This window comes from Pseudomonas sp. JZ134, from assembly GCF_051027695.1.
Taxonomy (GTDB): domain Bacteria; phylum Pseudomonadota; class Gammaproteobacteria; order Pseudomonadales; family Pseudomonadaceae; genus Chryseomonas; species Chryseomonas luteola.
In genome coordinates this window covers 1360253-1386357 of sequence record NZ_CP069250.1, presented here as the reverse complement: position 1 = coordinate 1386357, position 26105 = coordinate 1360253, and the positions used below count along the sequence as shown (strand labels likewise).

Here is a 26105-nt window from a genome sequence, read left to right as displayed (position 1 = left end):
TCAATTCCTTTTGCCCAGTCGCTTGTGGGCCTGGAGCCTGAGCAATGTGTGAAGCCCAAATGCCGCCAGCACTGCTGCAAGCAACAACAACCCCATCAGGACCAGGGGCCGCTCACTGAACAGCCAGCGCACATACATGAACCAAGGCAACTCGCCATAGGTAAAGCGCAGCCCGGTACGAAAGCTCTCCACCTGACCATCACGGCCAAACAAGGCGATATCGCCTCTGATCTCGGCGCTGTGTTCCGGGCTGTTCAAATAGGTAATGACATTAGGCAGGCGTTCTGGCTGGCTAGCCAATGCCATCACTACGACGCGCTTGTTGTTGAGGGGTGACTGGCGGCTGACAAACCCCTGAAAATCCCGATAGCCCGCCAGCGTGCGGTCGGCTGCATCTATCTGGCGATCCCAGTCGCCCAGCAATACTGTTTCAAGCATGCCGGTTGGCGTGAGCGGCTGGATACGAAGCCGGTTCTGGGTGAGTGTGAAGGACGAGCCCTGGAACAGCGTCTTGAAATCCAGCCGATCACTGATCTGGCCAACCACCAGCCAGTCGCGGTCCGCGACTTCAGGCAGATGTGTGGTTCCCAAGAGCACGGTTGCGTTAAGGGCAGGATAGCCCGTGGCATCACCGAAACGCCCCATCAGCGTCAATAAGGCCTCAATCTCACTGGCGCGGGGTGAATGAGGCAGAATGAGCGCCGTCTGGGAAAGATCGGCCATACGTGTAAAGGGAAAGCCGGCGCCAACGAAGAAAGACAGGTTGGGCAGCTGTGAAAAGTGCTTGGCTCCACTCAGGTCAATCACTGAGTCGCCGTCGATGTAGCTATGCGCTGACTCCGGCAGCACAAGGTTGCAGTCTTCGGTGCTGGTGACCTGCTGGTTGTAGTAAAACCCTAGCTGGTTATCGCCATAGATCAGATACGGCGGCACCTCGATCACTGCATCTTCCTGGCGGCTGGGGTAGCCCAGCAGTGACTTTACCTTTTCATACAGGCCCGGCTTGAGTACCGATACTGAACTCAGGTATTGCCCGTTAAGTGAGACATCCAGTCGGGAGCGTGCGGCGTCGTACCAATCCCCTTCGGGGAAGCGAAACCGTATGCGCATCGGCACATTGTCGCCTTCCCAGAGAAAGTTATCGGGTGCAGCGCGAAAACCTATCTTGATGACACCTGGAAAGAGATTGTCGCTGGTCAGCGCCTCAGGCTTTGCCAGATCAGCGAAGCGGGTAACCTGATTGGAGATCCAGCGCGGCGCATCGTAAGGCCGGCGGGCCGGGATCGAAAACGGCGCTAAATTAGCAGCTTCCCCTTTCAGACGATCCGACCTTAGTACCAGATTCTGAGCGGCGACGCGGACTTCCGATGCATCACGCCCCAGCACCAGCAGGAGCTTGCCCAGGGAATCACGGGGGTTATCGACCACGGCCAGCATGGGACCCTCAATCGCTGGCAGGGTTAAACCTGTAAAGGATTCGCGTGCCGTGCCAATGAGAACGGCATTCCCCATCGGCAGCTCATTGAAGCTGACCGGAAATTCAGCGCCACGAAAGCGGGACTGCATACCAAACCAGGAGGCGACCATCGCAGCGCTTTCTATCTCACCCGCTTCAGGTTGATCGGGCAGTACCACAGGCAGGCGCAGGCGGCTCATGTCCGCCTCATCGAAAAACGGTGCCGGCAGCAGCGCCAGATCGCGCGTAATAGGCAGCCGCTCCAGAGCCAGCTCCAACGTGGAGGCAGGGTCTATTCTGGCCCACAGCGCAGGATGCAACGGGTTCTCACACTGTTGTGAATAATGCGCATCAAGGCGCAGGTTCAGCCGATTATAAGGCAGGAGAAGTAGCGGATTGATGGGCAGATCGACGTCCAGTCCCGAGGCGGTAGCAGGTACCAATGGAATGTTCTGAATCAGCTCATCGTTGACCGATACCTGCAGGACGCTGCTCTCGGCTAAAAGCTTGTCGGAATAGCTGAGGCGCAGGTGCAGCGTCGCGCCTGTAACCACCTGCTGGCGGTTGATGGAAAAAGCTACGCCCGCCTCCCCTCGCCGCCCCTTCAGCATCAGTGCGTCGGACACGCCCAACCGGCTAAGGCTGATCGATTCAACCCTGCCGGGCATAGCAGGCATGCCAGCAGAGGTTATTGTATTGACGGGTGGCGGCAAGGCCGGAAGCGGCGGAAGGGGCTGCTCATCAGCCTTGGACGGCAAGGAAATAATGCATAGCACAGCAACGACCACCAGGGCGGCGGCAGGCATCAGCGCCCTGGCAAATCCCCGTGGCTTGCGAGCCTTGGTTGCGTTGCCGGGCGAGCGTCTGGTCGGCCGCCTGACCAGTAGCGCGCCCGATCGGATCACATTCCACAATGAGCGCAGCGGGTTATCTTCCTGTGTCGGGTGCGTCTTGAGCCAGGCATCTGGCCGCCCCATGACGATAGCCACCAAATCGCGGCGTTGGGCAATCGAGAGGGGTTTGTAACGCAACTGCACATAGCCATCGCGAGCATTGACCATGTCTGTGCCCAGGATCAGAGGCGACTCGCCATACTGGATCTCGATCTCCTCGACTGGCGCGGACAACTCACCCCCCTTGTAACGAAGCCGCGCACCGCCCATGGAAATATCCACCGACTCGCTGCGCACCACACGGCCATCGGCCAGGTACATGAGAATCGGCAGATTGACAGCGAGCCGCACGGTCTGGCGCACCTGCCGGGTCTCGAGTGCCGCTGCAATGGCCGCCAACAGGATCAACATGTTGAAGACTGTCCAGCCAATGTTGAGCATCAGCGTAAACAGATCCGGCCGAATTGCTTCGATCCAGAAATACTTGGCAATACCAAACAGGATGCCGGCACACAAAAAGCCCACCGTAATCAGGTGCGGCTTCACCACAGGAAAATCGAAGAAGCCCCGGTCCAGCAGATCGCCCTTGTCCGTCACGTTGAACTTGCCCTTCCTGGGGTTGAACAGCGTATAGAGCGTGGGCTTGATCAGGTGAAAGGCCAGCACCGTCTCGTAGATTTCCCCCCAGAAGGAATGACGGTGTTTACCCTGGATACGGGCGTTTGTCAGGATCGACAGCACCAGATGCGGCAACGCATAGGCAAAAATGGTCTGCGCCGAGGCAGCGATGATGTTCTGCCCCAGCAGCAGGAAGGCCAGCGGCGATGTCAGGAAGACAAAGCGCGGCAGGGCAAACTGGAAATGCAGCATGGCGTTCAGATAGCAGAGCCGCTGAGGCAATGCCAGGCCCCTTCCGAGCAGCGGGTTATCCAGCCGGAAGATCTGCGTCATGCCTCGCGCCCAGCGCATACGCTGACCGACATGCAAGGCCAGGCGCTCTGTTGAAAGGCCTGCTGCCATGGGGATGCTGATAAAGGCGGTATTCCATCCCTTGCGCTGCAGCTTGAGCGCCGTATGCGCGTCTTCGGTTACGGTCTCGACGGCAAATCCGTTCGTATCCTCCAGGGCCTTGCGGCGGATGATGGCACAAGAGCCGCAAAAGAACGTGGCATTCCACAGGTCGTTGCCCTTCTGAATCGGGCCATAGAACAGCTCATCCTCACTGGGAACCTTCCCCTGGGTACTGAGGTTGCGGGCAAACGGGTCTGGCGAGTAGAAGTGATGTGGCGTCTGCACCAAGGCGAGTTTGGGGTCATCGAGGAACTGCCCGACCGTGGCCTGCAGGAAAACCCGGGTCGTGACGTGATCGCAGTCGAAGATGCAGATCAGGTCGCCGTGGGTCTTGGTCATCGCATGGTTGAGATTACCGGCCTTCGCATGATTGTTGTCCGGCCGAACGATATACCCCACGCCTGCGGCAGCGGCATATGCACCAAATTCGGGTCGACGACCATCATCGAGCACATAGATCCTGAGCTTGTCGCCCGGGTAATTCAGATTCTGGGCAGCCAGGATCGTATCCTGTACTACGCTCAGGCTCTCGTTATAGGTCGGAATGTAGACATCCACGCTTGGCCACACCGAGGTATCGGCTGGCAGACGGCTGGGCCTGCGCTCAAGCGGCCAGGCACTCTGGAAATAGCCCAACAGCAGGATGATCCAGGCATAGACCTCGGCCAGGTACAGACCGATGCCCAGAACCCACTCCACGCCATTGCTGAAATGCAGCGTCTCAGTGGTACGCCAGTAGAGATAGCGTGTCGAAAGCGTGATCGAAATGACCACCAGCGTCAAAGTGATTCGGGAAGAAGGGTTGCGCTTGAGCACCATCGTAAACAGGATGGCAGCCACGCTTAGCAGCAGCTGCATCTCGATACTCATCGGCACCATGATGATCAGTGCAAGGATGGGCAACGCCAGAACAACAAGCCCGCTGGCTGCGAGCTTTCCGACTCCAGAATTCATCCTTGATTCCTCAGGAATACTGCCGTTGACGCGTATCAAATACAGGTGTGGTCTGCTGCTCAAGCGCGGCCAGCAATCGCTGCGCAAGCATATCGAGGTCATGGGCGGCGGCCGATGCCGAATCGAATGCGAAAACCGATTGCTGACTTGCCAGCGCCTCAGGCAGTGACTCGTCACGATGGATCATGCCCAGCAATGCGCCACCGCAGCGCGCCTGCAGAAACACCGAGACGTCTCGATTGAGGCGCCGCCGCCGATCCACCTGATTGACTACATAGCGCACGGTTTCCGTTCCAGCACTGCCAAAGAACTCACCGGATTCGATATCCGGCAGCAATGCAACCGAGCCTGCATCGGCCAACAGTACCGCTATGCAGAGATCCGCCTGATGGATAAGCGCGCTCAGAGCAGCGCTTGGGCCAGGCGGCGTATCTGCCAATACAATCACATTGGGAATCGTGAGCAGATCTGCCAGCCCTTCCTTCAGAAAAGAAGGATCATTGAGCAGGCGGTGCTCGAACGCCAGACGCGTCGTTGCGCTAACCCGTCCGTATGGCAGCACCTGAATATTGCTTGGAGAGGTTACCTTTAGCTGCCGCCAGTCTGCGCCCGCCAGAGCGCTTTCAACAAATCCCTGACTCAGCCCGAGCGGCAACCCAAAATGCAGGCGCAAAGCGTTCTGCACGTCGAAGTCAACCAACACTACTGGACGCCCTAGACGCTGAAGTGCATACCCCAGGCTGGCCGTCACGGTCGTCTTGCCTACACCGCCCTTGGGAGAGGCAACACAGATCAACGGCATGTGGCAATACTCTTGAGCAGCGCTTTCAAAGAGCCCTGAGGTTGAAGGTCTACCTCGTCCACTGCCGGTTTAATCTTGAAGATATTGCCAAACGGGTGAGCGCCTGAGGCAGGCTTGGCCTGGACATCCACCGGAGGAGCGATGCCTGACGAGGGCTCACGCGCCTCTTGTAAGGGATTGCTCGTCACCACTGGAATGGCCTCGGTAGAGACTGCAGAAGAAGAATGGATAACAGGTAATGGCTGATCAACAGGCGAGGCAATGGCCTCGAGAAGTGCCCACCCTAGCGTATCCCCTGCTTGAGCCGATGCCCCAGACTGCCGGTTCAGGTTTTCTTCATTAAGGCTGTTAATGTAGTCCCGGATGTCCCGCTCGCTCATGATAGCAATCGTCTGTATGGCAATTTGCTATCATTTTAATACCTAATGCACAATCGATCATTATCTTTTGCGATATTTGTCACATTATGGAGATCCGCCAGATAAATGGCTGTTTAATCCCTACAGGCGGAAAGCTGACAACGCGTGCTAGTCATTTCACAGGCTGTATTGGCTATAAACCGGTTTGCTGCATAATGTCTGTTTCTTGTAACAGATCGCTCGGCTATCACCTTTTCATCTCGGCCCAGCCTTCTTTTGGGGTTTGTTAATGCTGAAATTCTTCCGCTCCGTTTCACTTGCGCTAGGCCTTCTGCCTCTGGGCTTACCCGCTCTGACCTATGCTGGCACTGCCGTGCTGCCACCTAAAGTGCAGCAGCTCATGCAAAAGAACAAACTGGCCAATGACGAGCTGTCCCTGGTCATGATTCCGCTGGATGCTGCCGGAAGCGCTGACTTTTACAATGCCGATGTTTCCGTAAACCCTGCTTCTACCATGAAGCTCATTACGACATTTGCGGCGTTGGAACTGCTAGGTCCTACCTATCAGTGGAAGACGGAGTTCTATACCGATGGCCAGCTCCACAACGGAGTGCTCAACGGCAACCTCTATCTCAAGGGCGGTGGCGATCCAAAGCTGAACATGGAAAAGCTGTGGCTGATGATGCGTGATCTGCGCGCCAATGGCGTCACCCAGGTCAACGGGGATCTGGTTCTGGATCGCGGCCGCTTCATCAAACCCGAACTTCCTGTTTTCAACGATGACGGCAACGATGAGAACAAGCCGTTCCTGGTTGGCCCGGATGCCTTGATGGTCAATCTGAAGTCGGTCCGCATGGTCATTCGTGCCGATGACGGCAAGGCCAGCGTCTCGATGGACCCGCCGTTGACCAATGTGCGGGTTGAGAATCAGGTCAAGGCCGTAGGCAAGGGCAAGTGCCCTGCGTGGCCTGAAATACGGTTCAACCCAGTCACGGAAGCGGACGGCACTGCCCTTATCGTGACGGGCAACCTGCCTAGCGGTTGTAGCGCTCAGAGCTACCTGTCACTGCTGGATCACCCAAGCTATACCGCAGGTGCCGTACGCGCCATCTGGAAGGAACTGGGCGGCACCATCATGGGCAAGGACCGGGAGGGTACAGTACCCAAGAGCGCAGAGCTGCTGGCTCGCTCCTTTTCGCCTGATCTGGTCGAGATCATTCGCGATATCAACAAATACAGTAACAACACCATGGCGCGACAGCTGTTCCTGTCCATTGGTGCCCAATACCGCACCAGCGCGGACGCGAATGATGGCGTAGCGGCGCAGCGTGTGATTCGTCAGTGGCTGGCCCGCAAAGGTATCACCGCCACGCACCTGGTCATGGAAAACGGCTCGGGACTGTCCCGCGATGAGCGCATTAGCGCGCGGGAAATGGGCCTGATTCTTCAGGCAGCCTGGCGAAGCCCCTATGCCTACGAATACATCTCTTCCCTGCCCATTGCAGGCATGGACGGCACGCTGCGCAAGCGCCTGAAGAATACACCCCTGCTCGGACAGGCCCACATGAAGACGGGAACGCTCAATAACGTACGTGCCCTGGCCGGCTTCAGCCGGGATGCCAATGGCAGGACGTGGGCGGTGGTTGCGATTCTGAACAGCAGCCGTCCCTGGGGTGCGTCCAGCGTACTGGATCAGGTTATGGTGGATCTGTACAACCGTACCAAGCAGGACAGCACTGCTGCTCGCTGAGAACAGCGGCTACGGGAGGGCTTCAGCCCTCCCGCTCCCAGGCACACCGTGCCCGTAAGTCATCTTCCTGTGGGCTATGGAAGCCTTTCTCAGATTCCCAACGGAACGTATGAGTACCGCTCAAGCCGGTTTCCAGATGCACCACGGCGCTGGCCCAATAGAGGCGTTTGAGCAGGGCCTCGAACTCTTCGACCCATAATTTCCACTCATACTCGACGCCTTCATAACTGGCGCCAAAGTGAATGACCTGGGTTTTATAAAGACCTGCGCCGGCCTGCTCGCACTGGCTGAACATCTCCCGCCCCAGAAATGCCCAGGAATCATGAGGGAGATTGGCCAGAACACGACGATTCAAAGCCCGGCGCATGCGGCGCTCCATGGAGTCGCTCGTCGGCCAATCCTTGATGCAGCCATACACTATGGATTCCGAATCCACGGAACACTCCCTCTTTGCTACTCCTTGGGCTTTTATCACAGCCGCCTGGCCGATTAAACGCCGCGCAACACCTGAATGATCGCTCCGTGATGCAAGGCACTGAGACGAGTGAAATAAAAAGAGGTAGCGCAGAAAAGACAAAACCAGAGCAAGCGACGCTTGGCTCTGGTTTTGTCTCACAACTGACATCGGCAAGGCAGGCCGGTGAAGAGAACCCTACTCTCTTGCACCTCTTTGGGCAAGAATTTTCTCCTACGCACCAAACTGGAGCAAAAAGCAGGGAACATCCTGTCTCAATCGATTCTTAAGCAATTGATTATAAAAGACTTTTCATCTTTAAGCCGTCGACGCTAGATCATGCCCAGCAACACCAGCACGAGCAGTACGACCAGCAACACGCCCACGATTCCGGACGGGCCATATCCCCAGCTGCGCGAATGCGGAAACACGGGCAATCCACCAATCAACAGAACAAGCAGGACCAGAACCAATATGGTAGTCAGCGACATGATGCATCTCCTTATAACCGCTACGGGAATCCACGGCACAGGTCACTTCCCATCACCGAGACCGGAAAAGCTCGGGGAATAAGAAGAAAGCGTACCTGTACTATCGGACTGCTACCCCTGCGGAAAAATCCTGCAACCGCTTCGCTTGTTGACGAGAAGCACACTATTTTCTGTTTAGTACGGCTTGGGCACAGGCCCCTTCAATAATTTAAGAAACATCAGCGAAACCGTTTGTGCGTCCCCAAGCGCGGTATGCCGCCCCGTTACCGGTATGTCCAGCGCCCGCGACAGGGTGTCAAAGCGCAGATCCAGATGCACGTCAGGAAACAAACGGCTGACCTTGCGATGATAGAGGGCTGACACTTCGATCCGGGGATTCGTCAGCCTGGGCATCCCGTAACGGCGGAAATGACGACTGAGCACTGCGATATCAAAGGATACGTAATAACCCAGCAGCGGGCGATTTCCGATGAAGTCTTGCAGTTGTCTCAGGGCATCCTGGATATTGAGCTGCCCCTCCAGATCCATCCGACGTAGCTTGTGAATGCGGATCGATTCGGCGTCCAGACTGGGTGGCGGCTCGACGTATAGTTCAAGACGTTCCCCTACCTGCATCTTCCCCTGTCGAATGAGTATGGCACCCACACTGAGAATATCGGCCCGACGTGGATCAAGGCTGGTCGTTTCCAAATCCAGCGAAACGATCTCATCGGCGTCCATCGGGTCATGCCACCACCAATGCAGGCGTTGCCGCCAAAGGGGCCAATGCAAATCAGGTCTTGAGATGTAGGCAGCCATCAACGCGTATCCAGATGAAACAGACGTCCCAGGGTTTGCTTGAATTTTTTAACTACATGGAGGCTGAAGCGCAGCAGGTCTCGCTCGGTCCGGCTCAGGATCGACACATCGATACCTTGCGTTAATCCATTCCTGTCACCTGCCAATTGCTGTGACAGCCGTAGCTGCATGAACAGCTCGAAAGCCTCAGCGAGGTTATCGGCCATGTTTCGATCCAGAATGCCTCGCTCGCCCAGCATCTGCAGTCTGCCCAAGGTGCCACGCACCATCAAACCGTCTCGCAGGGCGAGTATTCGGGTCCCATGAACGATCGGGAAAAGACCTCCACGCTTGATGTCCAGGCGTTCGCCAGATGTTTTGAACCCGCCAAACAAGGTCAACGGCGTATCAAACTGTAAGGCAGCCAGCGCCATATCGCTCAGCCAGCGCTCCCCCGAGCCAGACCACACGCTCAGCTGAGCCTGCACAGCCATAAACCAATGCTCATTTCCGGCTACAGGGTGGGCATCCATCAGAATGGACAGACGCAGCAGCTGCTCAGGATGCCCCTCGCGGGCGGCCGTCAGCAGCTCATGCCGCCACTCACTGACAGGTTTGCACCACACCGCATTCGAGGCCATTACCCTTCCTGGGCATTGAGGGTAACCAAACCCCGTGAGCGCCTCATTGAAGCGGGCCATCCAGGCCAATGCCTCCTCGTTTGCAATGTCGTCTGCATGGATCAGCGCATTATCCTGATCGGTTTTGAGCAACTGCTCTCCTCGCCCTTCGCTTCCCATGACCACCAGGCAACAACGGGAGCGATACGCTACAGGAACACACTGCTCGAAGACGCGCGCCAGCAACTGCTCATTCAGCGCGCTGACCAACTGCATGATAAAGCGCAGCCGGATGCCATTACCCTCCAGGGTAGCAATCAGTATATCCAGGGTTTCGGCGGCTCTCTGCAACTCATCAAGCGTTTCGGCGCGGGCGATCCGTAGCGCCAGAACATGAGAATGGGTGGAAAAGAGACTCAATACCTGAGTCAAATGCAGCAGGCCGACTGCCTGATTACCTTGCCTGACCACGACCCGCTCGATGCGTTGGCGGGTCATGAGAATCATGGCATCGAATAGAAAGTCGCCCAGCTCTATAGAGGCCAGCGGCTGATGCGCCAGCGTCCCGATAGGTGTCTCGTCGCCCAGCCCCTGCTGGAAATGGGCAACCATCAGGTCCGTTCTGGTCACAATACCCAGTCCTTCAAAGCCGTCTTCCAGCCGGACCAGCAACGCATCGGCGCCGACCTTTAGCTGCGTACGGGCAGCCTCACCCAATGACAGATCGGCACCGACTTCCACCGCAGGCATCAGATGCTCACGGGCAATGCGGGTCAGAATGAATTCCGCCAGATTCTGCCCGTCCCGGCGCGCCAGTTGCCGCTTGGTGGCAAGGCTTGCCTGAAAATAGGCAGCAAACGAGGTATTTCGCTCGCACAGTTCATGAAACATCTTGGCGTTGAGTTCGTAGACGATGCTTTCCTCAACAGCTCGATAGGCATGCCGGGTCTGTCCATCAAAAAGCCCCCTCACATCAAAGAGATCGTCCGGTCCATAGTGCGCAAACAGCTGGTCGTCCTTGCCGCGCTCCTCAATGACACCCTTCAGCACGATATAGAGTGCAAGCGTGACGCTACCCGGCTCGATCAGTATCTCGCCAGGCACGTAGTATCCGACCGATAGCGCCGAGCGAAGCAGGTTGCGTTCATACTCACTGAGCGTATCGAACGGGGCTGCCTCGAAATTGAAATTATCCGGCATGACGCGAATTCGCCTGAAATGAAAACGGCAGGCCCTGACGAGCCTGCCGATTCAGTACGACTTAGTGAGCCACTGCGCCGGAAGCGCCAAGACCCGTCTGAGAGCGAACGAACTGAGGGAAGAATCGAGCACGCTCTTCATCGGCTGCGGTAGATTTGTCCGTAATCGAGAAGAACCAGATCCCGATGAACGCTACGAGCATGGAGAACAGTGCTGGATACTCATAAGGGTAGATCGCCTTTTCATGGCCCAGGATGGTAACCCAAATGGTCGGGCCTAGAATCATCAGAGCCACCGCCGTGATCAGCCCCAACCAGCCACCAATCATGGCACCTCGCGTGGTCAGTTTCTTCCAGTACATGGAGAGCAGCAGTACCGGGAAGTTACAGCTGGCCGCGATCGAGAAAGCCAGACCCACCATGAAGGCAATGTTCTGCTTCTCGAACAGAATACCCAAGCCGATCGCAACCACGCCCAGCGTCACAGTGGTGATCTTAGAGACACGCAGCTCATCCTTTTCGTTGGCATTGCCTTTCTTGATCACGCTGGCATAGAGGTCATGGGACACCGCCGAGGCACCCGCCAGGGTCAGACCTGCTACCACCGCCAGGATGGTTGCAAACGCTACCGCCGAGATGAACCCCAGGAAGATGCTGCCACCCACCGCGTTGGCCAGGTGCACCGCCGCCATGTTGTTGCCACCAATCAGGCCACCGGCAGCATCCTTGAACGCAGGATTGGTGCTGACGAGCAGGATCGCGCCGAAACCGATGATAAAGGTCAGGATGTAGAAATAACCGATGAAACCGGTAGCGTAGAACACGCTCTTGCGAGCTTCTTTGGCATCACTCACCGTGAAGAAGCGCATAAGAATGTGCGGCAGACCTGCTGTACCAAACATCAACGCCAGCCCCAGAGAAAAGGCTGAGATCGGGTCTTTTACCAGACCGCCGGGGCTCATGATGGCCTCGCCTTTCGGATGGACCGCGATAGCCTGGGAGAACAGCGCACTGAAGTCGAAGTTGACGGACTTCATTACCATGACAGCCATGAAGCTTGCGCCCGAAAGCAGCAGTACCGCCTTGATGATCTGTACCCAGGTGGTTGCCAGCATGCCGCCAAACAATACGTACATCACCATGAGGATGCCGACCAGGATCACCGCCACGTGGTAATCAAGGCCGAATAGCAGCTGAATCAGCTTGCCCGCACCCACCATCTGAGCGATCAGGTACAACGCCACCACCACCAACGAACCACAGGCAGACAGGGTACGGATTTCCTTCTGCTTGAGACGGTAGGAGGCAACGTCGGCAAAGGTGTATTTGCCCAGGTTACGCAAGCGCTCGGCAATCAGGAACAGAATGATCGGCCATCCGACCAGAAAGCCGATGGAGTAGATCAGGCCGTCATAACCCGACGTAAATACCAGCGCGGAAATACCCAGAAAGGAGGCGGCAGACATATAGTCGCCTGCGATTGCCAAACCATTCTGAAAGCCCGTGATGCGACCGCCAGCAGCGTAGTAATCTGCCGCTGAACGGTTGCGTTTGGAAGCCCAATAAGTGATCCCCAATGTCCCCGCCACGAAAGCAACGAACATTACGATAGCGGCCACGTTCAAAGGTTGCCGTTGAACGGCACCGGTCAACGCATCGGCAGCCCAGGCAGCCGGAGCGAACAGAGCCAGTCCCATTACTGCAGAGAGAGGCGCTTTCATTATTGAACCTCCTTCAAAATGGCACGGTTAAGCTGGTCGAATTCACCATTGGCACGGCGAACGTACACACCTGTCAGGATAAAAGCAGAGAGAATCAGACCGACACCGATCGGAATTCCCCAGGTAATCGGACTATCCGGGTTGATCCGAGCACCTAACACATGTGGCGCAAAGGCGATAAGCAGGATGAAGGCGACGTAGAGTCCTAACATGATCAGGGAAAGCAGCCAGGCAAAACGCTCACGCTTGGCAACCAGTTCTTTGAATTGCGGATTTTGTTCTATCCGCCGGTAGATGCTGTCGTTCATTATTGTTGTCCTCACAGCGTGACGGGGATCGTCGATTTGTACTCTAGGCTACCGGCACCTGACAGCCAGACGACTTTAGTCGTAACCGGGATAAAGGGGCTGTTTCGCGGGATAAAGGGTAAAGGCTTAAAAGTGCGACCCTACAGCCCCGCTGACGCGGCGGGACTGGAGCGGTCGGCATATGGCTCGGATGCCGAATACGCTTATGGCGGCAACAGCAACGTGGGCTATCCGGCCTGATCAACCATAGCTATTTGTGTGACGGCATGTGTCTCGAGAGTTGTCGGCGGGCCCGCTAGTAATCCCACAGACTGCGCCACCCTTCCAGCGGATGATGCCCTTCGGCATCGAGCACCGAGACGCTAGCAGTCATCCCGGCACTCAACTGCACCTCTGGCGGCACATCCAAAAGCTCTACGCGGACCGGAATACGTTGCGCCAGTCGTACCCAATTGAACGTGGGCTGAACTTCCGCCAATAGCTGCTCGTCCGGGCTTGCGTTGCGGTCGGTGATTCCGCTACTGATGCTGGCCACACGCCCCTTGAGAATCCCCTTGTGGCTCATCAGGCGGATATTGACGGCATCCCCTACTGCAATATGCGGGATCTTGGTTTCCTCGAAATAGGCCATGACGTAGAAAGAGCGCGTATCAACCAGCGCCATGACAGCTTCACCGGTACGCACGTAATTACCTTCGGCAAATCGCAGGTTCGTGATGCGCCCTTCACGAGGCGCCAGCACTTGGCTACGCGCCAGGTTAAGCTCCGCCAGCCGGATATCCGTCAGCGCTTCCTGATACTGACTCCGTGCCACAGCAGCGTTGATCTGCGCATTTTCCCTGTCTTCGGCACTGATGGCGCTGACACCCAGACGATTACGGCGCTCAGCCTCGCTCTCACGCAAACGCAGCTGCTGTTTGCGTGTATCGGCAACGGCGCGGGCGTGGTTGAGGGTAGCCTGATAGCGCTCCCGGTCGATCTGCATGATCAGATCACCTTTCTTGACCAGCTGATTATCCTTCACAGGCAAGCGAGTCACCCAACCGGCCACATCGGGCGAGACGACCACGACATCGGCTCGAACACGCGCATCACGCGTCCAGGGCGAGAGCATGTAAAACCGCCACAGCCATAGGCCAGCCAGCACCGCCACCATCACCACGACCACCGTAATCGCTACACGGGCCACCTTGCGCATCATGCCCTCCTCATCCAAGCGTTCATATTCACCTTGACCACGTCACGTTGCGGCAACCCAGGTAATGGCTGCGAGCAGCAGCAGAAACAGTGCGCACCCAAATAGCGCCTCATGCCAGATCCAGCGACTCGCATGAAATTTATGCATGACCAGCCGAATCACACCTGTCAGTAATAAAGCCGCTACCGCATAAAGAAACAGCGGGCTCAGGTAAACGCCGCCGATAGCCCATTCATGCAGGTCCATGGTGATCCTCAAGCGATTGGCACCACATCGTCCAGGTTCGCTGCAACTGGCGAACCGCTCCATGAGCCAGGCGCTTGGGCTCATCCGGCTCTGGTACGGCTTCTAATACAGAGCGTAATCGGTTCGCGGGTTCATCCAGCTGCTCCGGCCGTACATGCTCCAGACCATTTGCCAGGGCTGCCGAAAACGCCTGTAGGAAACGATCGCGCTCCGCCGCCAGTGAGCCGGTCGCCCCGTCAAGGCAGGCGCGCAGGTGCAACAGCTCGTTACCCAGATCCAATGCCAGCAGGCCATCGTGCCAGCGACGACGTTCATGAAGCGGCATGAGGTTGATATTGCGTGCCAGTTGCAGCAATCGATCGGCCATCCGACCTCCAAACCAGGTTTCAGCAATACCAAGAGGGCGCTCTGTCAGACGCTGCAGGTCATAGGTCGTGGCTGAAAGAATTCTTCGGACCAGCCGCCGCGGGTGACGCAGCGTAATCAAACGAAAAATCACGACGGCAAAGCCAACTCCAATGACCAGCGCCTGGGCTTGATTGAGCAGGTTCGCCATGTCCATGCGGGTATGGTTGTTTGGCGAAACCAGCACAATGAAGTGCAACGCAAACGCAGTAGCCGTACCTACCACCGCTGGCGGCCCCGCCATTCCAAGCGCGGCAAAAAACAGCGGAACCCCCATACCCAGGCACAATAACGGGAAGCCGGACCATGACGGCAATACGGCCTGGCTGACAACAATGGCCACCACGATGGCGTAGGCAATACCACGAAGAAAACTTAGGCCGATCTGAACGGCGTTATCGCGGTTGGCAAACAGGCTGCATAAAACGGCACCCAACAGCATGGCACCGGTTGCGGCAGGCCAGGCGGTGTTCAACCAGAAGATCGCAAGTCCGAGCAATGCCAATGCGCTGCGTATTCCATACAACAGCGCCGTCTGGATGTCACGGTGCCAGGACAGTGCCGAAGGAGCACTGTCATCAGCCACGCCACGGGCAACCGCCCGTTCGGCCTGTTCAGCCGTTAGGGCCTTGCCGAGCAGAATGCCCAGGCGAGCCAGAAAGTAGCGCTGGTCATTGCTGTAACGTGCATCATTGAGCTCGTCATGGAGCCGGTTGAGCAATGCCTCAATGGCCGTTGGCTCGAACGGATCCAGATGCTGGATAACCTCTTCACGCCAGGGCGCTACCGCCTCTTGCTCATTTGCTTCAAGGTTAAGCCATTGGCGAACCACGCCCCGCGAGGTACGCAACAGGCTCAGCAGATCTCGACAGAACAGTCGCAACGCACGGGCACGCTGACGTCCTCGATGGCCCTCGAACCATGTGTGGTCGCGCTGCGCATCAACAGCCACGATCTGGCCAAACACCCCAAGCAGTCCGGTCGCTGCGGTTTCATCTCCAGCCACCTCAGCGCGTGCTGCCTGCAGACCCGCCTGCCACACCTTGCTAGCCTGTTGACTCAGGTTCTGCTCTACACGTTGCGGCCAGATCACCGAGCTGACGATAGACGCCACAATGATGCCCATACAGATTTCCGTACAGCGAGCGACTGCCTGATCAAAGACGCCGAGCGGCTGAGCAATGGCTGGCAGGCCGATGATCGCTACGGTGTAGCCGGCCAGAACGAAGGCATAGGACACATGATTGCGCAGCAAGGTCGACGCAGCGGTGCACAACCCGAGCCAGAGCGCCATGGCCAGAAGAAAAGCCCAGGGCGTCTGTGCAAACAGGCCAATCAACACCACAGACATGATCGTCCCGGCTACGGTCCCGATCAGACGAAACAGACCCTTGGCTACCACCATGCCGGACAACGGCTGCGAGACGATAAACACCGTCATCATCGACCACGTGGGCTGTTCAAGATCGAATCGAAACGCAAGCCATAGGGCCAGACACGCTGCAAAAAGCGTCTTGACCGCAAACTTGAGCGCCAACGGGCTAGGCGCAAGGAAAACCTGCCAGGGAATACGCACGTGCTTATTATCGTCGAGTGATGACCGATAGGCTCACGAACGCGTCAGGAAGTTCCTTGCATCAGCCTGGACAATACCAGGCTGGTGGCTCGCTAGCCTCTTCGAACGATGCCGGCGCGCAGACACAGCGCGGCACATAACGCCACAATGGACAGCAAGGCCAGCTTAAGTCCTACTGCCTGGGCCAACAGACCGATCAGCGGAGGCCCCATGAGCAGCCCTCCATAGCCCAGGGTAGCAACAGCAGCAACGCCAACCCCCGGGTCGATGCCCGGGCGATTGCCTGCAGCGCTGAAAAGGATCGGCACAATGACCGACAGTCCCAGACCGGCCAGAGCAAACCCAATGATCGAAATGATCGCATCAGGCGCCAGCAGCGCTACAACCATCCCCAGTGTTGCCAACCCTCCAAGCGCACGAACCAGTGAGTGATCCTGAAAGCGAACACGCAGGCGATCACCAAAGAGTCGGCCAAATACCATCGTGGCGGAAAAGGCGGCGTATCCCAAAGCGGATAACCCTTCGCTGGCATTCTTCACATCATGCAGAAGCAAGGCGCTCCAGTCAGCGATAGCGCCTTCGGACACAAACGAACACAATGCCATGAGTCCCAGCCCTACGACTGCCATGGGTGGCAGACGCAGACCTGAACCCTTGTGGGTACGCGCAGGCATGTGCTCATCAGGCAAAAGCCGTTTACCGCCGGGCAGCAGAAAGATAAGGGCAATCACTGCCAGTAAGAGGAAATGCCAGATAGGTGACAATGCCACCAGCGCAGCCGCCCCTAGCGCACCGACCAGGCCGCCAAGACTGTACATCCCGTGAAGAAGCGAAAGCGTCGGACGCCGAAGGGCTCGTTCGACTTCTACAGACTGCGTGTTGACCGCAACATCCATTGCGCCACTGGCCAAACCAATAAGGTACATCGCCAAGGCGAAGCTGAGCCATTGGTGGGCCAGCCCGACCAAGGGAAAGGCAAGCAGGAGCAATAGCCCTCCACCAATTACAATCCGGCGGCTACCCAGCCAGCGCTGGAGAACTCCTGTCAGGGGGAACGCTGTCAAGGCACCCAGCCCCAGGCACAGCAACGCTTGCCCAAGCGTACCTTCGTCAAGTCCGGCCTGCATTTTCAAGGCCGGTATCCGCGCCATCAGACTGCCGTGTACCAGTCCATTGATAGCAAAGAAATAAGCGCAAGCCCAACGCGCAGAGCCTGCCAATGTCTTCTCAGCCATAACCACTCCAGCAAAACGAAGCCCCGCCGAAGCGGGGCTTTGTTGAATCCGGTTGACTACCGGACAACCCAGGCAGTCAGAGCCGAAGCGGTTACCAGAAGTTCATCTGGCCATCCGATCAGGCCTCGGTTTTACCCGCAGCGCCTTTGACCAGCTGCTGAAGCTCACCTTTTTCGTGCAGCTCCAGCAGGATATCGCTACCGCCTACCAGCTCACCGTTTACCCACAACTGGGGGAACGTTGGCCAATTGGCATACTTAGGCAGATTGGCCCGGATCTCAGGATTTTGCAGGATGTCCACATAGGCGAACTTCTCACCACACGCCATCAACGCTTGCGAGGCACGGGCAGAGAAACCGCACTGCGGAGCATTGGGGGAGCCTTTCATGTAAAGAAGAACAGGATTATTGGCGATCTGTTCTTTGATCGTTTCGATGATATCCACGGTGCACCTCGCTGAATTTCAGTGCTGACCAGTGTAACGGAAAACCCAGTGAAACGCTCGGTTTTGCCTCTGGCCACCCGTCCATACAGATAGGGGCAACAGAAACAATTTACAAGCCTGATAATGGCGTGACTTGACGCAGGAGGAGAAATTGGCGGGAGAAAGAACGCGGCAGTCGTTTCTCTTCGAACCGGCGAACTCCATGTCCGCCGGTTCGAGCTCATCCTTAATGGATAGAGCTGATGGTGCCTTTCTGGCCAGTCACTTTGACGTTGACGGCCTTGTACACCAGGTAGTCCTGAACATCGACTTCATAACGCGGGGCAACGATTACGTCAGCGCCCGAAGCCTTGACAGCCTTGTAAGCTGCAGCAGCTTTAGCCGAGGAAACTGGATCCAGTCCCAGAGCAAAACCACCTTCGCCACCACCATAGGTAACGCCGTCTGCAAACTTGCTATCACCACCCAGCTTCAGCATACCGAACAGAACGTTTACGGAAGACTGACCTGTGATGGTTTCACCTACTTTGACATCCGCTTTCAGACCGGTATCAACCGCGCCACCCAGAGGTAGAGCTGGCTGACTTACGTTCTGGCTGGCACAGCCAGTGAGCAGGGCCAAAGTAGAGAAGGCAGCGGCATACACTACGCGTTTCATGCAATACTCCTTTGCATACAATTTTCCAATAACCCCGTTGCGGGGTAATAACGTCGCCTCGAAAGGCGGGCGGCATAGTAGTCATTTAACAAAAATGTAACAACCATAGCGAAACAATTTTCCAATCTTTGTGAAGTTTTACCTTTTGCGTAATAACCGGTTGCAATCTCATCTTTTCTGCAGCCTCGCCAGGGATTTGCGCAAATATATAAATTACTTATAAGATCCGGCCCTTCCCTTTCCTCCGCATAGGTGCGGCAGTAGCTTTGGGTGTAGCCTGTTTTTCCTGAAGCCGGCCGGCACCCCTGGCCTGTATTCATAGGTATTGATGATGAGCGCTCGGCATTTTCTTTCGTTCATGGATTGCACACCCGATGAGCTGTTGCAGCTGATCCGCCGTGGCATCGAGCTGAAAGAACTGCGTAGTCGAGGCGTCAGCCACGAACCGTTGAAAAATCGTGTTCTTGGCATGATTTTCGAAAAGGCCTCGACCCGTACGCGTCTGTCCTTCGAGGCAGGCATGATCCAGCTAGGTGGCCAAGCCATTTTCCTGTCCCCGCGCGACACTCAGTTAGGCCGCGGTGAGCCGGTAGATGACTGTGCCCGCGTCATGTCCCGTATGCTCGATGGTGTCATGATCCGTACCTATGCCCACAGCACCCTGACGACCTTTGCGGCAAACTCCAACGTTCCGGTTATCAATGGACTGTCTGATGACCTTCATCCCTGTCAGCTGCTGGCTGATATGCAGACATTCTTCGAGCATCGCGGCAGCATTCAGGGCAAGGTCGTGGCCTGGATCGGTGATGGGAACAACATGTGCAACAGCTATATAGAAGCTGCCGAACAACTGGACTTCACCTTGCGTGTGGCCTGCCCTGAAGGCTTTGAGCCAAACGCCCGCTTCGTTGAGCGCGCCGGTGACCGCATTCAGATTGTTCGTGATCCAACGGAGGCCGTAGAAGGCGCTCATCTGGTCAGTACTGACGTTTGGACGTCGATGGGCCAGGAAGAGGAATCGAAAATTCGTCTGGAAACGTTCAAGGCGTATCAGGTCTCACGTGAGCTCTTGGACAAAGCCAGCCGGGACGTCGTTTTCATGCACTGCCTTCCAGCCCACCGCGGAGAAGAGATCAGTCACGACCTGCTGGAAGATCCACGCTCGGTCGTATGGAATGAAGCAGAGAACCGCCTGCATGCGCAAAAGGCATTGATGGAGTTTCTGATCCCACATACACGCAACGCATGAACATTCTCACGCTCAGCCATCTGGCCTGCGGCTACGGTGGCAGCACGATCGTAAGCGACCTGAGCCTGTCTCTTGAGTCAGGAGAGATTGGCTGTCTGCTTGGTCCATCGGGATGCGGGAAAACCACGACGCTGCGCGCCATCGCCGGATTCGAGCCTGTCATGCAGGGCGAAATCCGTCTCGCCGATCAGGTCATTTCCCGAGCGGGGTTTACCCTGGCGCCAGAGCAGCGCGGGATCGGCATGGTCTTTCAGGACTATGCTCTTTTTCCTCACCTGAACGTAGGTGACAACATCGCCTTTGGTATTCGCAAGCATCCCGAGCGCGAGCGCATCGTGGGTGAGCTGATGGCCCTGGTCAAACTGGAGCAGCTGGCTAAACGCTATCCTCATGAGCTGTCAGGTGGTCAACAGCAGCGTGTTGCCTTGGCTCGCGCCTTGGCACCGTCGCCTCGTCTGTTATTGATGGATGAACCTTTTTCCAACCTGGACGTAGAGCTTCGCCGATCGCTCAGCAGCGAAGTCCGGGATATTCTGAAAGCTCGAGGCACCAGCGCCATCCTGGTGACTCATGACCAGGAAGAAGCGTTTGCGGTAAGTGACAAGGTGGGGGTTTTTCAGCATGGCCATCTTGAGCAATGGGATACACCTGGGCACCTCTATCAGACCCCTGCCACGCCCTTTGTGGCAACGTTTGTAGGCCAGGGATTTTTCATTCCAGGTCGTGCCGTCGACTCAGAATCGATCAGAACGGAACTTGGGGTTGTCAGGGCCAGGAACAAAGCGTTCGAGGAAGGCGATGAGCTTCGCGTTCTCCTTCGGCCTGACGACATCCTCTATAGTCCCGCGAGCACGTTGACCGCGCAGGTGGTCAGCCAAGTATTTCTAGGTGCAAGCACCCGCTATCAACTGGCGCTTGCGTCAGGAGCACGCCTCGAAGCGTCCTTCCCAGGTTTTGTTGAGCACAGCATCGGTGAACAGATCGGAATTGCGCTCAAGAAAACGGCGCTGACAACCTTCAGCGCCACATAACGTCAATCCAGCAATAGACGACCACTGGCGACGCGGCGAGCGTGACCCGCGATGCTCACACGCTCGCCATCCAGACGGCACCAGAGCTCCCCGCCCCGCTCCGAGCACTGGTAGGCTCGCAGCATCCGCTTCGCCAGGCGACGAGACCAATAGGGAATGAGGCTACAGTGAGCCGAGCCAGTCACAGGGTCCTCATTGATGCCAATACCAGGCGCAAAGAAACGGGACACGAAATCATACCGCTCACCTCGAGCGGTAATGATAACACCCGGCCAACGCAGGCGCGCCAGAGCCGCAAAGTCAGGCTTGCAGTTGCGCACCGCCTCTTCCGACTCCAAAAGAACCAGTAGCTTATCTGCGCCCAGTACATCGACCGGACTAACGCCTAATGCACGCTCCAGCTCTGGTGTGGAACCGATCTCACTTGGAATCTGTGCGGGAAAATCCAGCGCCAGAAGCCCATCGTCCTCCTTATAGGCACGCAGGGTGCCGGAGCGGGAAATAAACTCGATCTTTTCTCCCGCTTCCTCATAAACAGTAAACAGTACATGAGCCGCTGCCAGCGTCGCATGGCCACACAACGGTATTTCAACCTTTGGGGTAAACCACCGAATGCGCCAGACATCACCCTCCCGGCGGATAAAGGCCGTTTCCGCCAGATTATGCTCAGCGGCAATCTTCTGCATCAGATCGTCCGGCAACCATGCATCGAGACGGTAGACCATCGCTGGATTACCCGCGAACGGACGATCAGCGAAGGCATCGATTTGGTGAAAGTCGAGTTGCATGGTTTGCTCCATCTTTTCTTTTGAGTTCTTCGTACAGCATGAGCGAAACGTGCCTACGTCACAATGTACAGTTCACCAGCTATGACAGTTAAACTGGTCCGGCAACTCGCTCTGTGTAGGATCTCTCGGATCATCGGCACTCTTGTCACCAACCGCTACGGGCACACTCAAAGCCCGCTGTAATTGCGAGCAGCCAGATAGCGATCAAGGGAAAACACCAGAGCGGCAATAATTGACCATAGCGCAGTGAATCGATTGGTCAACTCAGTTGAAAGGACTTCCTTTGCCCGCTACCCCTACGAGCAGAGAACCTGCACATTACTCCCGTGCAATCTCGGCAAACTGCCCTGCGGTCAGGCTAGCCAGCGCCTGGGCAGACAGCTCCACTTCAAGGCCACGTCTGCCTGCACTGACATAAATGGTAGGAAACTGCTCGGCACTGCTGTCAATGAACGTTCTCAAGCGTTTCTTCTGCCCCAGCGGGCTGATTCCGCCTACCAGGTAGCCGGTAGCACGTTGGGCTACCTGAGGATTCGCCATGTCTGCCTTTTTGACAGACGCCGCATGGGCCAAGGCTTTCAGGTCAAGACTGCCACCTACCGGAACGATAGCCACCAGCAACTCCTCCTTCTCGGTAGCAGCCAACAATGTTTTGAACACCCGGACGGGTTCAAGTCCAAGCTTGTCTGCCGCCTCGAGCCCATACGAAGCGGCCTTGGGATCGTGCACATAACTGAGCACGCGATGCTCTATCTTGTGCTTTTTGAGCAGGTTTATCGCTGGTGTCATGCCATTATCCTTGTGGCTTTATGATCCAGTTTGTCTCTGCCCTTGCAGCCTGTAAAGCCTTGTAACGCCTTACTTGGGGCGTCCCTCAAGCGTGACCTGAAACACGCCTTATAAAGTTCCCTTTCAAACAAGTGTTTTGCCTGTCATAAAATATCCTGCTTCGCTCATCACAATTTTCTATGGGGATGAAAGAAGAACCTTTGACAACGTTCGATTTTGAAACTAACTTTTCGTTTCCGAAAGGATGTAGTTTCACTTTTTTTCTACTACCGCAATAAATACAACAATCAAGAGGCTCCTCGTATGAGTACTCCACTAATGCCCACCCTACGTGGGCAATGCATTGCCGAGTTTTTGGGAACAGGATTATTCATTTTCTTCGGAACCGGTTGCGTCGCTGCCATGAAGGTTGGCGGAGCCACTCTGGGGCTCTGGGAAATCAGCATCATATGGGGCATTGCGGTCAGCATGGGGGTTTACTTGAGCGCTGGCGTGTCGGGTGCACATCTGAGCCCTGCCGTTACCATTGCGCTTTGGCTGTTTGGCGGCTTCGAGCGTAGAAAAGTCCCGCTCTACATCATTTCGCAGATCGCAGGCGCTTTTTGTGGCGCCGCGCTGGTATACGGCCTGTATAACAGCCTCTTTTTCGAATACGAACAGGCTCACAATATGGTACGCGGTAGCGTAGCCAGTCTTGAGCTTGCGGGCGTGTTCTCCACCTATCCGAACGCAGCCCTGTCTGTTGGTCAGGCGTTCCTGGTCGAGATGGTCATTACCGCCATCCTGCTGGCCGTGATCATGGCCTTGACCGACGATGGCAATGGTCTTCCGCGCGGCCCGCTGGCCCCGCTTCTAATTGGTTTGCTTGTTGCTGTGATCGGTGGATCTATGGGCCCGCTGACAGGCTTCGCTATGAATCCGGCTCGTGACCTGGGTCCTAAACTTATGACTTTCCTGGCTGGCTGGGGTGATGTAGCCCTGACCGGTGGCCGCGATATACCCTATTTCCTGGTACCGATCTTCGCGCCCATCCTGGGTGCCTGTCTGGGTGCCGCTGCTTACAAGGCGCTCATCTGCCGTCACCTGCCCAGTCTTGGCTCAGCAGCGTGCGACATTCCAGTCAAAGAAACCTCAGTTGAAACGAATAAGAAAGACGCTGCCGCTCAGCCCAAGATCAGCGCATCACAGGCTCAATAATAAGGATTTCCATCATGTCTAATAACAAGCATTACATCGTGGCCCTGGACCAGGGCACCACCAGCTCCCGCGCCATCGTGCTGGATCGTAACGCCAATGTGGTGAGCATTGCTCAGCGTGAATTCGCACAGATCTATCCGCAAGCCGGCTGGGTCGAGCATGACCCGATGGAAATCTGGGCCACCCAGAGCGCTACCTTTGTGGAGGCCCTGGCTCATGCAGGCATTAGCCATGACGATGTAGCCGCCATCGGTATTACCAACCAGCGCGAAACTGCCATCGTCTGGGACAAGACCACAGGCCGCCCGATTTACAATGCCATCGTATGGCAGAGCCGCCAAAGCACAGAGATCTGCAATCAGCTCAAGCGTGACGGCATGGAAGAGCATATCCGCCGCACGACCGGACTGGTCATCGACCCCTACTTCTCCGGTACCAAGATCAAGTGGATCCTGGACCACGTGGAGGGCAGCCGTGAGCGCGCCCGCCGTGGCGAGCTGCTGTTCGGTACTGTCGATACGTGGCTGATCTGGAAGATGACCCAGGGCAAGGTCCATGTCACCGACTACACCAATGCCTCACGCACCCTGATTTTCGATATCCATAAGCGTGACTGGGATCCCGTAATGCTTGAAGCACTGGATATCCCCCGCGAAATGCTGCCGGTGGTTCGCTCCTCCTCCGAAGTCTACGGCTATGCCACTCTGGGCAGCAGCCAGGAAACCGGCATTCCCATCGCAGGGATTGCAGGTGACCAGCAAGCCGCCCTGTTTGGCCAGATGTGTGTAGAGCCGGGCCAAGCTAAGAATACCTATGGCACCGGCTGCTTCCTGCTGATGAACACTGGTGAGAAAGCGGTGCAGTCCCAGCATGGCTTGCTAACCACTATTGCCTGCGGTCCACGCGGGGAAGTGAATTATGCACTGGAAGGTGCCATCTTTAATGGTGGCTCTACCGTTCAGTGGCTGCGCGATGAGCTCAAGGTCATTAACGAATCCCTGGATTCCGAGTACTTCGCCACCAAGGTGAAGGACAGCAATGGTATCTATCTGGTACCGGCCTTTACCGGCTTGGGCGCTCCCTACTGGGATCCCTATGCCCGCGGAGCCATGTTTGGCCTGACCCGCGGCGTCAAGGTTGAGCATCTGATTCGTGCAGCCCTGGAGTCGATTGCCTATCAGACTCGCGACGTACTGGATGCCATGCAGCAGGATGCCGGCGAGCGTCTACGCTCGCTACGTGTGGATGGCGGTGCCGTCGCAAACAACTTCCTCATGCAGTTCCAGGCCGACCTTCTGGGCACCTGCGTAGAGCGCCCCGAAATGAAGGAAACCACTGCCCTTGGTGCAGCGTATCTGGCTGGCTTGGCCACCGGCTTCTGGAGCAGCCTGGACGAACTACGCAACAAGAGCACCATCGAGCGCGTATTCGAGCCCACCTGTGATGGCGACCATCGCGAGGAGCTTTACAAGGGCTGGAAGAAAGCTGTCGAGCGTACTCGCGGCTGGGCGCAGGACTGATGTCATTGGACGGGGCGACTGGGAAGTCGCCCTTTTCACATCAGGACGATGAAGTTGATGCACTGAACTGGCGCCCGGCGCCTCGCTACGGCATTCTTCCTGTCAAACCACCGTTGAAGGAAGATTGCATGAGCCTGGCGCCCCGTCAGCAGAACATCCTGGACCTTGTCCGCGAGCGTGGCTATGTCAGCATCGAGGAGCTTGCCCAGCATTTCACCGTAACCCCCCAGACGATTCGTCGAGACATCAACCAGCTGGCCGAAAGCGGTTTGCTGCGTCGTTATCACGGTGGTGCCGCCCATGACTCCAGCGTGGAAAACACGGCCTACACCATGCGTGCTGGACAAATGCGTGATGAGAAGCGTCGTATCGCGGAGGCCGTTGCAGCACAGGTCCCGGATCATGCCTCATTGTTCATTAACATCGGTACGACGACCGAAGCGATCGCTCACGCGCTGCTCAATCACCGTAGCCTGAAGATCATTACGAACAACCTCCATGTTGCGAACATCCTTAGCGCAAAAGAGGACTTCGAAGTCCTGATTGCAGGCGGCAGCGTGCGCAGTGACGGCGGCGTGGTAGGCCAGGCGACGGCTGACTTCATCAAGCAATTCAAAGTGGACTACGCGCTGGTTGGCATCAGCGGCATCGATGAAGACGGCACTCTGCTGGATTTCAATTATCAGGAGGTTCGCGTTTCACAGGCCATTTTCGAAAACGCACGTAAGGTCTTTCTAGCAGCCGACTCCAGTAAATTCGGACGCAGCGCCATGATTCGCCTGGGCTCGCTCGAGCAGATTGATGTGCTCTTTACTGAGTCTCAACCAGACGAAGCCTTTACCCGCCTACTCTCTCAATTCAAAGTCCGTCTTGAAATCGCCTGATCAGAGTGTCAGGCCTTTCACATTTAATT

At 56.5% G+C, this 26105-nt stretch carries 23 protein-coding genes; 6 read left to right on the top strand and 17 right to left on the bottom strand.

Translation table 11 applies throughout. From position 1 onward, the window contains the following. Genes bcsA through JQR86_RS06420 form a run of 3 tightly spaced genes read right to left on the bottom strand, consistent with a single transcriptional unit; the run spans position 1 to position 5556 of the window. Positions 1-4374: a UDP-forming cellulose synthase catalytic subunit gene (bcsA, locus tag JQR86_RS06430; protein ID WP_434154529.1), complete on the bottom strand. Its 4374-nt coding sequence runs from the start codon at positions 4372-4374 to the stop codon at positions 1-3. Positions 4375-4384: 10 nt separating this feature from the next. Then, the gene (gene bcsQ, locus JQR86_RS06425; RefSeq protein WP_434134577.1) at positions 4385-5176 is read right to left on the bottom strand and encodes a cellulose biosynthesis protein BcsQ; all 792 of its coding nucleotides are present in this window, start codon (positions 5174-5176) and stop codon (positions 4385-4387) included. Next, positions 5167-5556: a hypothetical protein gene (locus JQR86_RS06420; protein WP_434154527.1), complete on the bottom strand. Its 390-nt coding sequence runs from the start codon at positions 5554-5556 to the stop codon at positions 5167-5169. Before JQR86_RS06420 ends, bcsQ begins: the two co-directional genes overlap by 10 nt. 268 nt (positions 5557-5824) lie before the next feature. On the opposite strand from JQR86_RS06420, the gene dacB reads away from it, so the two are divergent. Then, positions 5825-7285, top strand: a complete 1461-nt coding sequence (dacB, locus tag JQR86_RS06415; protein WP_434154526.1) for a D-alanyl-D-alanine carboxypeptidase/D-alanyl-D-alanine endopeptidase — start codon at positions 5825-5827, stop codon at positions 7283-7285. A gap of 22 nt (positions 7286-7307) precedes the next feature. Here the strand turns inward: dacB and JQR86_RS06410 are convergent, their stop codons facing one another. From JQR86_RS06410 to JQR86_RS06355, 12 genes are all read right to left on the bottom strand, one after another. Then, on the bottom strand, positions 7308-7721 hold the full coding sequence (locus tag JQR86_RS06410; protein WP_074823589.1) for a hypothetical protein: 414 nt from the start codon (positions 7719-7721) through the stop codon (positions 7308-7310). 350 nt (positions 7722-8071) lie between these two features. After that, positions 8072-8230, bottom strand: a complete 159-nt coding sequence (locus JQR86_RS06405) for a DUF3309 family protein (RefSeq protein WP_010795077.1) — start codon at positions 8228-8230, stop codon at positions 8072-8074. 174 nt (positions 8231-8404) lie between these two features. Then, entirely contained in the window at positions 8405-9028 is a 624-nt protein-coding gene (locus tag JQR86_RS06400) for a 3'-5' exonuclease (protein ID WP_010795078.1), read from the bottom strand. Further along, positions 9028-10827, bottom strand: a complete 1800-nt coding sequence (locus tag JQR86_RS06395) for a DUF294 nucleotidyltransferase-like domain-containing protein (RefSeq protein WP_434154524.1) — start codon at positions 10825-10827, stop codon at positions 9028-9030. The genes JQR86_RS06400 and JQR86_RS06395 overlap by 1 nt, the downstream gene beginning before the upstream one ends. 61 nt (positions 10828-10888) lie before the next feature. Further along, positions 10889-12547, bottom strand: coding sequence for a cation acetate symporter (locus tag JQR86_RS06390; protein WP_197872340.1), 1659 nt, complete (start codon positions 12545-12547; stop codon positions 10889-10891). Further along, entirely contained in the window at positions 12547-12855 is a 309-nt protein-coding gene (locus tag JQR86_RS06385) for a DUF485 domain-containing protein (protein WP_010795081.1), read from the bottom strand. The genes JQR86_RS06390 and JQR86_RS06385 overlap by 1 nt, the downstream gene beginning before the upstream one ends. A gap of 295 nt (positions 12856-13150) precedes the next feature. Further along, on the bottom strand, positions 13151-14053 hold the full coding sequence (locus tag JQR86_RS06380; protein ID WP_010795082.1) for an efflux RND transporter periplasmic adaptor subunit: 903 nt from the start codon (positions 14051-14053) through the stop codon (positions 13151-13153). Between the two features lie 42 nt (positions 14054-14095). Further along, positions 14096-14299 carry a DUF1656 domain-containing protein gene (locus tag JQR86_RS06375; protein ID WP_010795083.1) on the bottom strand — a complete coding sequence of 68 codons (204 nt, stop codon included), beginning with the start codon at positions 14297-14299 and terminating at the stop codon, positions 14096-14098. Continuing rightward, positions 14286-16280 (bottom strand): FUSC family protein, encoded by a 1995-nt coding sequence (locus JQR86_RS06370; protein ID WP_434154522.1) that lies wholly within the window; start codon positions 16278-16280, stop codon positions 14286-14288. The genes JQR86_RS06375 and JQR86_RS06370 overlap by 14 nt, the downstream gene beginning before the upstream one ends. A 92-nt stretch (positions 16281-16372) precedes the next feature. After that, positions 16373-17515, bottom strand: coding sequence for an MFS transporter (locus tag JQR86_RS06365; protein WP_434154520.1), 1143 nt, complete (start codon positions 17513-17515; stop codon positions 16373-16375). 118 nt (positions 17516-17633) lie between these two features. Next, positions 17634-17960 carry a Grx4 family monothiol glutaredoxin gene (gene grxD / locus JQR86_RS06360; protein ID WP_010795086.1) on the bottom strand — a complete coding sequence of 109 codons (327 nt, stop codon included), beginning with the start codon at positions 17958-17960 and terminating at the stop codon, positions 17634-17636. A gap of 226 nt (positions 17961-18186) precedes the next feature. After that, positions 18187-18618 carry a hypothetical protein gene (locus tag JQR86_RS06355; RefSeq protein ID WP_010795087.1) on the bottom strand — a complete coding sequence of 144 codons (432 nt, stop codon included), beginning with the start codon at positions 18616-18618 and terminating at the stop codon, positions 18187-18189. 331 nt (positions 18619-18949) lie between these two features. Between JQR86_RS06355 and argF the strand changes: the two genes are divergently transcribed. Continuing rightward, on the top strand, positions 18950-19867 hold the full coding sequence (argF, locus tag JQR86_RS06350) for an ornithine carbamoyltransferase (RefSeq protein ID WP_404624879.1): 918 nt from the start codon (positions 18950-18952) through the stop codon (positions 19865-19867). Continuing rightward, positions 19864-20898: an ABC transporter ATP-binding protein gene (locus JQR86_RS06345; protein WP_434154519.1), complete on the top strand. Its 1035-nt coding sequence runs from the start codon at positions 19864-19866 to the stop codon at positions 20896-20898. Before argF ends, JQR86_RS06345 begins: the two co-directional genes overlap by 4 nt. 2 nt (positions 20899-20900) lie before the next feature. On the opposite strand, the gene JQR86_RS06340 is transcribed toward JQR86_RS06345, so the two are convergent. Both JQR86_RS06340 and ybaK read right to left on the bottom strand, forming a co-directional pair. Continuing rightward, positions 20901-21686, bottom strand: a complete 786-nt coding sequence (locus JQR86_RS06340) for a PhzF family phenazine biosynthesis protein (RefSeq protein WP_019365832.1) — start codon at positions 21684-21686, stop codon at positions 20901-20903. Between the two features lie 318 nt (positions 21687-22004). Then, positions 22005-22475 (bottom strand): Cys-tRNA(Pro) deacylase, encoded by a 471-nt coding sequence (gene ybaK, locus JQR86_RS06335; RefSeq protein ID WP_312270994.1) that lies wholly within the window; start codon positions 22473-22475, stop codon positions 22005-22007. A gap of 303 nt (positions 22476-22778) precedes the next feature. On the opposite strand from ybaK, the gene JQR86_RS06330 reads away from it, so the two are divergent. The 3 genes from JQR86_RS06330 to JQR86_RS06320 all read left to right on the top strand — a co-directional run bounded on the left by JQR86_RS06330 (position 22779) and on the right by JQR86_RS06320 (position 26076). Further along, a complete protein-coding gene (locus JQR86_RS06330) occupies positions 22779-23672 on the top strand; it encodes an MIP/aquaporin family protein (RefSeq protein ID WP_010795092.1) in 894 nt (297 codons plus the stop codon). A 14-nt stretch (positions 23673-23686) separates the two neighbouring features. After that, complete coding sequence (gene glpK / locus JQR86_RS06325) at positions 23687-25192, top strand: glycerol kinase GlpK (protein ID WP_197872346.1); 1506 nt, start codon at positions 23687-23689, stop codon at positions 25190-25192. 128 nt (positions 25193-25320) lie between these two features. After that, complete coding sequence (locus tag JQR86_RS06320; RefSeq protein ID WP_010795094.1) at positions 25321-26076, top strand: DeoR/GlpR family transcriptional regulator; 756 nt, start codon at positions 25321-25323, stop codon at positions 26074-26076. Positions 26077-26105: the final 29 nt, after the last annotated feature.

Coding starts and splice junctions, on each gene's coding strand:
- bcsA (WP_434154529.1), bottom strand. CDS start 4,374: ATGAATTCTGGAGTCGGAAAGCTCGCAGCCAGCGGGCTTGTTGTTCTG.
- bcsQ (WP_434134577.1), bottom strand. CDS start 5,176: ATGCCGTTGATCTGTGTTGCCTCTCCCAAGGGCGGTGTAGGCAAGACG.
- JQR86_RS06420 (WP_434154527.1), bottom strand. CDS start 5,556: ATGAGCGAGCGGGACATCCGGGACTACATTAACAGCCTTAATGAAGAA.
- dacB (WP_434154526.1), top strand. CDS start 5,825: ATGCTGAAATTCTTCCGCTCCGTTTCACTTGCGCTAGGCCTTCTGCCT.
- JQR86_RS06405 (WP_010795077.1), bottom strand. CDS start 8,230: ATGTCGCTGACTACCATATTGGTTCTGGTCCTGCTTGTTCTGTTGATT.
- JQR86_RS06400 (WP_010795078.1), bottom strand. CDS start 9,028: ATGGCTGCCTACATCTCAAGACCTGATTTGCATTGGCCCCTTTGGCGG.
- JQR86_RS06395 (WP_434154524.1), bottom strand. CDS start 10,827: ATGCCGGATAATTTCAATTTCGAGGCAGCCCCGTTCGATACGCTCAGT.
- JQR86_RS06390 (WP_197872340.1), bottom strand. CDS start 12,547: ATGAAAGCGCCTCTCTCTGCAGTAATGGGACTGGCTCTGTTCGCTCCG.
- JQR86_RS06385 (WP_010795081.1), bottom strand. CDS start 12,855: ATGAACGACAGCATCTACCGGCGGATAGAACAAAATCCGCAATTCAAA.
- JQR86_RS06380 (WP_010795082.1), bottom strand. CDS start 14,053: ATGCGCAAGGTGGCCCGTGTAGCGATTACGGTGGTCGTGGTGATGGTG.
- JQR86_RS06375 (WP_010795083.1), bottom strand. CDS start 14,299: ATGGACCTGCATGAATGGGCTATCGGCGGCGTTTACCTGAGCCCGCTG.
- JQR86_RS06365 (WP_434154520.1), bottom strand. CDS start 17,515: ATGGCTGAGAAGACATTGGCAGGCTCTGCGCGTTGGGCTTGCGCTTAT.
- JQR86_RS06355 (WP_010795087.1), bottom strand. CDS start 18,618: ATGAAACGCGTAGTGTATGCCGCTGCCTTCTCTACTTTGGCCCTGCTC.
- argF (WP_404624879.1), top strand. CDS start 18,950: ATGAGCGCTCGGCATTTTCTTTCGTTCATGGATTGCACACCCGATGAG.
- JQR86_RS06345 (WP_434154519.1), top strand. CDS start 19,864: ATGAACATTCTCACGCTCAGCCATCTGGCCTGCGGCTACGGTGGCAGC.
- JQR86_RS06340 (WP_019365832.1), bottom strand. CDS start 21,686: ATGCAACTCGACTTTCACCAAATCGATGCCTTCGCTGATCGTCCGTTC.
- ybaK (WP_312270994.1), bottom strand. CDS start 22,475: ATGACACCAGCGATAAACCTGCTCAAAAAGCACAAGATAGAGCATCGC.
- JQR86_RS06330 (WP_010795092.1), top strand. CDS start 22,779: ATGAGTACTCCACTAATGCCCACCCTACGTGGGCAATGCATTGCCGAG.
- glpK (WP_197872346.1), top strand. CDS start 23,687: ATGTCTAATAACAAGCATTACATCGTGGCCCTGGACCAGGGCACCACC.
- JQR86_RS06320 (WP_010795094.1), top strand. CDS start 25,321: ATGAGCCTGGCGCCCCGTCAGCAGAACATCCTGGACCTTGTCCGCGAG.